Below are 6,996 nucleotides of genomic sequence, written 5' to 3' on the forward strand. Positions count from 1 at the left end.
CCATGACCGCCGAAATCCTTACCAAGCTGCGCGAACGCATTCAGGAATCCCGGCGGGCCGCGGTGGCCCAGTTCCGGGAACACGAACGGCCGGACATCCTCCTGACCGAACTGCGACGCATCGTGGATGCCGCCCTGCGGGATCTGGTCAAGCATTGTCCGCTGCCGATCGGCGCCACGCTGGCTGCCGTGGGCGGCTATGGCCGTGGCGAGCTCTACCCCCATTCCGACGTCGACCTGCTGATCCTGCTGCCCCACGCCCCGACGCCGGACGAAGAAAGCGCGATCGAAAAACTGGTGGCATCGCTGTGGGATCTGGGACTGGAGCCCGGCCACAGCGTGCGCACCATCGAGGATTGCGAGCGCGAGGCGGACGCGGACATCACCGTGGAAACCGCGCTGCTGGAATCCCGCTGGCTGGCCGGCAGCCGCGTGCTGATGCGCAAATTCGATGCCGCGACCAAGTCCCGGCTGGATCCGCAGGCGTTCTTTCTGGCCAAACGGGTTGAAATGCAGCAGCGCCATGCGCGCTACCACGACACCCCGTACGCGCTGGAACCCAATTGCAAGGAATCGCCGGGCGGCTTACGCGATCTGCAGGTCATTCTGTGGATGGCGCGTGCAGCCGGTTTCGGCAACAACTGGCGCTCGGTGGCGCAGGCGGGTCTGCTGACCTCATCCGAGGCGCGCGACCTGCGCAAGGCCGAGCAGGCCTTCAAGCGCCTGCGCATTGAACTGCACCTGCTCGCCAACCGGCGCGAAGACCGGGTGCTGTTCGATCTGCAGCCCGCGCTGGCCGAGGTCTACGGCATCCACGCCACCGCCACGCGGCGCGGCAGCGAACTGCTGATGCAGCGCTACTACTGGGCGGCGCGACTCGTGACGCAGCTGAACGGCATCCTGGTGCAGAACATCGAGGAACGGCTGTTTCCGCGTCCCGACAGTGACGCGCGTGACATCGACGACGATTTCCGCAACCTGCGCGACCGCCTGGACATCATTCGGGACGACGGTTTCGAGCGCAATCCCACCCTGCTGCTGCGCGCCTTCCTGGTGATGCAGCAGCACCCCGAGCTGACCGGCATGTCGGCGCGCACGCTGCGCGCCATCTGGCATTCGCGTCACCGCATCGACGCGCAGTTCCGCCGCAACCCCGTCAACCGCAAACTGTTCCTGCAGATCCTGCAGCAGCCGCGCGGCATCGTGCACGAACTGCGGCGCATGACCATGCTGAACATCCTGCCGCGTTATCTGCCGGTGTTCCGCCGCATCGTGGGCCAGATGCAGCACGACCTTTTCCATGCCTATACGGTGGACCAGCACACGCTGGCGGTGGTGCGCAACCTGCGGCGATTCACCATGCCCGAGCACGCGCAGGAATATCCGCTGGCCAGCCAGCTGATCGCCGGTCTGGACCGGCACTGGCTGCTGTACGTGGCGGCGCTGTTTCATGACATCGCCAAAGGCCGCGGCGGCGACCATTCCGAACTGGGTGCGCGCGAAGTGCGCAAGTTCGCTGCGGATCACGGCATGGACCCGGAAGACGCGAAACTGGTCGAGTTTTTGGTGCGTCAGCATCTGCTGATGTCGGCGGTCGCGCAAAAGCGCGACCTGTCTGACCCCGACGTCGTGCAGGGATTCGCCGCCACGGTGAAGGACGAGCGCCATCTGACCGCGCTGTATCTGCTGACGGTGGCGGACATTCGCGGCACCAGCCCCAAGGTCTGGAACGCCTGGAAGGGCAAGCTGCTGGAAGACCTGTACAAGCTGACGCTGGCGGCGCTGGGCGGCGCCCATGCCGACGCCCACACCGTGCTGGCCGAGCGCAAGGAAGAAGCGGCGCGGCTGACCCGCCTGGCCGGCCTTCGCGACGACGCGCGCGAAGCGTTCTGGAATCAGCTCGACGTGGCGTATTTCCTGCGCCATGACGCGTCCGACATCGCCTGGCACACGCGCCACCTGTACCACCAGGTCGCGCCGGCCAAAGCCGTGGTCAAGGCGCGCCCCACCGAACAGGGTGAAGGCCTGCAGATCATGGTCTACACGCGCGACGCCCCCGACCTGTTTGTTGCCATTTGCGGTTATTTCGACGCCAAGTCGCTGTCCATTCAGGACGCGCGCATCCACACGACCCGCCATGGCTGGGCGCTGGACAGCTTCATCGTTCTGCTGCCGGAAGGCGCAAGCGACCTGCGGGCGCAGGCCACGCTGGTCGAACACGAACTTGCCGAACGTTTGAAGGATCCGCAGGCGGCCGCGCAGGCCCAGCCCGGCCGCGGTGGCTGGTACGGTCGCGGCCGGCAGTCCCGCGTGTCGCGCGTGTTTCCGGTCATGCCCCAGGCCGAACTCCAGCCCGACGAACGGAGCACGTCGTGGCGGCTGTCCGTCACGGCGACGGACCGCCCCGGTCTGCTGCACGCCCTGGCGCGCGTCTTTGCGCGCCACGAGATCAACCTGCTCATGGCCAAGATCATGACGCTGGGCGACCGCGTGGAAGACGTGTTCATCGTGGATGGGTCCGCGCTGGCGCGCCCCCGCAGCCAGATGCAGTTCGAACGCGACATTCTGGACGCGCTGTCGGGCGACGAGGCCCAGCAGCGCGCCGCCTGACCCGGCATCGCCAGACCCGGCCCGGACCGCATACAATCCGGGTTTTCGGCCAGGCGATGCTTGCTCACATGCAGCTCAACGACTATCTGCGCATTTTCGGTGGCAGCTTTTTCTTTGCGCTGGCCACCCTGCTGCCGTTCCTGAATCCGCCTGCGATCGCCCCCATCTTTCTTTCGCTGACCGAAGGCGCGTCCTCGGCCACGCGGGTGGTGCTGGCCAAGCGGGTCGCGATCAACGTGTGCCTGATGCTGATCGTGGCCATGGTGGCGGGCAACGTGCTCCTCAGCTTTTTCGGCATCTCGCTGTCCATCGTGCGCGTGGGCGGGGGCATGCTGGTGATCGCCAGCGCCTGGCGGCTGGTGAACTCGCCGGATGCCGACACCGAACGGGTGGCGCGCATGGCGGAATCGTTCACGCCCGAGATGGCGAAGGCGCGCGCGTTTTATCCGCTGACCTTCCCCATCAGTTGCGGCCCTGGCTCCATCGCGGCCGCCATCACGGTGGGCGTCTCGCTGCGGGACACGAACCACGCATGGAGCCTGGTGCGGCTGGCGGGTTCCATTCCCGGCATCATCGTCGTGTCTCTGACGCTTTACGTCTGCCTGCGCTTTGCGGCGCAGATGCTGCATCGCCTGGGCGACAACGGCACGGCGGTCTTCATGCGGCTGTCGGCCTTCATCATGCTGTGCCTGGGGGTGCAGATTTTCTGGGAAGGCGCGCGGGAACTGCTCCTGAGCGTGCTGACGCAGGTGATGCAACCAATTCCCGTCCCGAAGGCCTAAGCCTGTCCGGCCACCGCGCCGGCTTCGTCCAACCCACCCAACGCAACAATGACCTCTCGCTCAGAACGCCTGCTCCGCCTGATCGCCCTCTTCTCCTTCGGCGCGGTGGGCATCGCCCTCGTTTCCCAGCACGTCTTCGACATGCCGCCTTGCGCCTGGTGCGTGATGCAGCGCCTGATCTACCTGGTGATCGGCGTCGTCGCGCTGATCGGCGGCTATGGCGGCGGACGCGCGCTGACGCGCATTTGCGGCTTTCTTGCTGCCCTCTTGTCGCTGTCCGGCATCGTGGCCGCCTGGTATCAGTACAGCGTTGCCGCCAACATGCTGTCGTGCGACCAGACGTTTGCCGACCGCTTCATGACCGGCATCGGGTTGGAAAGCGCCATTCCGCCGCTCTTCGGCATCTATGCCACCTGCATGGACGCCAAGGTGCCGGTGCTGGGCGTCGAGTACGCTCTGTGGAGCCTGGCGCTCTTCGTGATCCTGTTCTTCATGGCGCTGCCGGTGATGTTCCGGCGCGGCCACGCCTGAGTTTCCCGTTTCGAATCGTGCAGACGCTGAAATTCCTGACCGGCTACCCGGAACCGCTGCTGGCGCAAGCCCAGAAGCTGCTGGACCAGGACAAGCTGGGCGCGGCCCTGCTTGCCCGGTATCCCGGTGGCGCGCATGATGTGCGCACCGACAAGGCGCTGTACCAGTACGTGACGGACCTGAAGAACGCCTACATGCGAAACGGCGACCAGATCAACAAGGTGGCGTTCGACAGCAAGATCCACGTGATCCAGCATGCGCTGGGCCAGCACACCTATATCTCGCGCGTGCAAGGCGGCAAGCTGAAGGCCAAACACGAGATCCGGGTGGCGACGCTGTTCAAGAACGTGCCCGCGGAATTCCTGAAGATGATCACCGTCCACGAACTGGCGCACCTGAAGGAAAAGGACCACAACAAGGCGTTCTACAACATGTGTCTGCGCATGGAGCCGCATTACCATCAGTACGAGTTTGACCTGCGGCTGTACCTCACGCATCTTGAGGCCACGCGCACGCCGCTGTGGGAAGCGCAGGGCTAGCCATTGCGCGAGCCACCGGCGAAAAAATGCCGTCCCGAGGGACGGCATTTTTGTCTGCGCGAAACGCCAGCAGGAATCAGGCGTCGTCGGACGTGTAGCCCATGTTGAAGCGCAGGCCGCCCGCGTCTTCGTCCTTGCCGGGCTCGGAACGCGACTGGCCCAGGCGAGCCAGGTACTCCGGCGTGATGTCGCCGGTGATGTACTGACCGTCGAAGCACGACGCCTCGAAGCGCGTCAGCTTCGGGTTGATGTCGCGAACCGCCTGCTGCATGTCGTGCAGATCCTGGTAGACCAGGCTGTCGGCGCCGATCGCGCGGGCGATTTCCTCGTCCGTGCGGCCGGTGGCGATCAGTTCGCTTTGCGTGGGCATGTCGATGCCGTACACGTTCGGGAAGCGCACCGGAGGCGCGGCCGAGGCGAAGTACACCTTGTTGGCGCCGGCTGCGCGGGCCATGTCGACGATTTCGCGGCTGGTCGTGCCGCGCACGATGGAGTCGTCCACCAGCAGCACGTTCTTGCCCTTGAATTCCATGCCGATGGCATTGAGCTTCTGGCGCACCGACTTACGGCGCACGGCCTGGCCCGGCATGATGAACGTACGACCTACGTAGCGGTTCTTGATGAGCCCTTCGCGATAGTCCAGGTTCAGGCGCGCGGCCAGCTGCATGGCGGCCGGGCGCGAGGAATCGGGAATCGGCATGACGACGTCGATATCGCCCAGGCGCATGTTGCGCGCGACCTTGTCGGCCAGGTACTCACCCATGCGCAGGCGCGCGTCGTACACCGACACGCCGTCGATCATCGAATCGGGGCGGGCGAAGTAGACGTATTCGAAAATGCACGGCACGAGCTGCGGATTGTCGGCGCACTGGCGGGCGACCATGCGGCCGTCCAGGTCGATGAACACGGCTTCGCCGGGCTCGACGTCGCGCACGAAGGTGAAACCGCTGCCTTCGAGGGCCACGGATTCCGAGGCGGCCATCCATTCCACGCCTTCTTCGGTCTCCTGGCGGCCGATGCACAGCGGACGGATGCCGTTGGGATCGCGGAAGGCGAGCAGGCCGTAACCGGAAATCTGGGCCACGACGGCGTAGGCGCCGCGCACACGCTTGTGCAGGGCGGCAACCGCGCGGAACATCGCGTCATCGTCCAGCGACACGCCGTTGGCGGCCGATTGCAGCTCGTGCGCCAGCACGTTCAGGAGGACTTCGGAATCGGAGTTCGTGTTGATGTGGCGGCGGTCGACGCGATAGAGCGATTCACGCAGTTCGCGCCAGTTGGTCAGGTTGCCGTTGTGGGACAACATGATGCCGAACGGGGCGTTGACGTAGAAAGGCTGGGCCTCTTCTTCGCTGGCGCTGGAGCCGGCGGTGGGGTAGCGGACCTGGCCGACGCCGGACGTGCCGGGCAGCGCGCGCATGTTGCGCGTGCGGAACACGTCGCGCACCAGGCCGTGCGCCTTGTACATATTGAACTGGTTGCCTTGCGACGTCGCAATGCCCGCGGCGTCCTGCCCGCGATGCTGCAACAGCAGCAAGCTGTCATAGAGCAGCTGGTTGACCGGCCCGCGCCCGATGACCCCTACGATTCCACACATGGTGAGATTTCCTGGTTGATTTGAAGCTAATCAGTACGGCAGCCACGTCGCCAGGGTTGGCGGCAGCCACGTCTTGATATGTTTGATGGCCTCGATGGCCGAATGCGAAAACATGGCGTCCTGCCACCATGGCTCTTGCGGCAGCGGCGTATACCCTGCGGCGGCGACCAGCGCCAGCACAATCAATAGACCACGGGCCAGCCCGAACATTCCGCCCAGGCCATGATCGGCCGGGCTGAGTCCGGTGCTGCGGATCAGGGCGGCAAGCGTCATATTGACCAACCCCACGCCGAGCAACACGATAATGAACACCGCCGCGTAAGAGACTCCCATGCGCAGCAGCGTCGTTTCAATATAGGGCTCCAACCAGGTATAGACCGTGGGACCCCACCAGATCGCGGCCACGAAGGCCAGCAAATAGGCGACCAGCGACAGCACCTCTTTGAGCAGGCCGCGCACCAGGCCCAGCACACCCGATACCACCAGGATGGCCAGCACGACGAAGTCGAAGCCGGTCACTATTGGGCGGCGATGAAACCATTGTCATAGCCCAGCGTGCGCAACCGCGCCTGGGCCGCCTGAGCCGCCTCGCGCGACGGGAACGGGCCCACGCGCAGACGGTACTGCTGCTTGCCATTGATGGTGGCCTGCTCGACAAATGCGTTGGTGACGCCGGCCTGATGCAGCTTGCCGCGGCGCGATTGGGCGTCTTCCGACGTGGTGTACGCGGCGATCTGCAGCACGAAGTTGCCCTTGGAGGCAGCCGGCTTGGGCGCATCGGGTTTGGGCGCGGACGCCGGGGCGTTGCGGCCTTCGAGCAGCGCCAGGGCGCGCGCGCCGTCGTCCGAGCGCGACTCGGGTTTGGCGGGTGTCGTGGGCTTGGCCGGCTCGGGCTTGGGTTTGACCTCGGGCTTGGGCGGCGTGGCCGGCGGAACAGC

General features: G+C 65.5%; 7 protein-coding genes. 4 read left to right on the forward strand and 3 right to left on the reverse strand.

The genetic code is table 11. The annotated features are described in order from the left end of the window. The first annotated feature begins 2 nt into the window (after nt 1–2). The 4 genes from B3446_RS24875 (at nt 3) to B3446_RS24890 (ending at nt 4,461) form a co-directional block, all read left to right on the forward strand. Nucleotides 3–2,609: a [protein-PII] uridylyltransferase gene (locus tag B3446_RS24875; protein WP_291386441.1), complete on the forward strand. Its 2,607-nt coding sequence runs from the start codon at nt 3–5 to the stop codon at nt 2,607–2,609. 68 nt (nt 2,610–2,677) lie between these two features. After that, nucleotides 2,678–3,391, forward strand: a complete 714-nt coding sequence (locus B3446_RS24880) for a MarC family protein (RefSeq protein ID WP_056570280.1) — start codon at nt 2,678–2,680, stop codon at nt 3,389–3,391. 48 nt (nt 3,392–3,439) lie between these two features. After that, nucleotides 3,440–3,922: a disulfide bond formation protein B gene (locus B3446_RS24885; protein ID WP_291386444.1), complete on the forward strand. Its 483-nt coding sequence runs from the start codon at nt 3,440–3,442 to the stop codon at nt 3,920–3,922. A 17-nt stretch (nt 3,923–3,939) separates the two neighbouring features. Beyond that, complete coding sequence (locus B3446_RS24890; RefSeq protein ID WP_291386446.1) at nt 3,940–4,461, forward strand: M48 family metallopeptidase; 522 nt, start codon at nt 3,940–3,942, stop codon at nt 4,459–4,461. A 76-nt stretch (nt 4,462–4,537) separates the two neighbouring features. Here B3446_RS24890 and purF read toward each other — a convergent pair whose 3' ends face one another. The 3 genes from purF to B3446_RS24905 form a co-directional block, all read right to left on the reverse strand. Beyond that, nucleotides 4,538–6,058 carry an amidophosphoribosyltransferase gene (purF, locus tag B3446_RS24895; RefSeq protein ID WP_175121937.1) on the reverse strand — a complete coding sequence of 507 codons (1,521 nt, stop codon included), beginning with the start codon at nt 6,056–6,058 and terminating at the stop codon, nt 4,538–4,540. Between the two features lie 30 nt (nt 6,059–6,088). Further along, nucleotides 6,089–6,577, reverse strand: a complete 489-nt coding sequence (locus B3446_RS24900; protein WP_056316730.1) for a CvpA family protein — start codon at nt 6,575–6,577, stop codon at nt 6,089–6,091. After that, the coding region (locus tag B3446_RS24905; RefSeq protein WP_291386449.1) for an SPOR domain-containing protein at nt 6,577–6,996 on the reverse strand (420 nt) is incomplete at its 5' end. The genes B3446_RS24905 and B3446_RS24900, both read right to left, overlap by 1 nt.

It is taken from the genome of Achromobacter sp. UBA5777 (genome assembly GCF_002418565.1).
GTDB classification, from domain to species: domain Bacteria; phylum Pseudomonadota; class Gammaproteobacteria; order Burkholderiales; family Burkholderiaceae_B; genus Achromobacter; species Achromobacter animicus.

Bases quoted from the DNA above. Each gene is read 5' to 3' on its own strand.
- B3446_RS24875 (WP_291386441.1), top strand. From the start codon at position 3: ATGACCGCCGAAATCCTTACCAAGCTGCGCGAACGCATTCAGGAATCC.
- B3446_RS24880 (WP_056570280.1), top strand. From the start codon at position 2,678: ATGCAGCTCAACGACTATCTGCGCATTTTCGGTGGCAGCTTTTTCTTT.
- B3446_RS24885 (WP_291386444.1), top strand. From the start codon at position 3,440: ATGACCTCTCGCTCAGAACGCCTGCTCCGCCTGATCGCCCTCTTCTCC.
- purF (WP_175121937.1), bottom strand. From the start codon at position 6,058: ATGTGTGGAATCGTAGGGGTCATCGGGCGCGGGCCGGTCAACCAGCTG.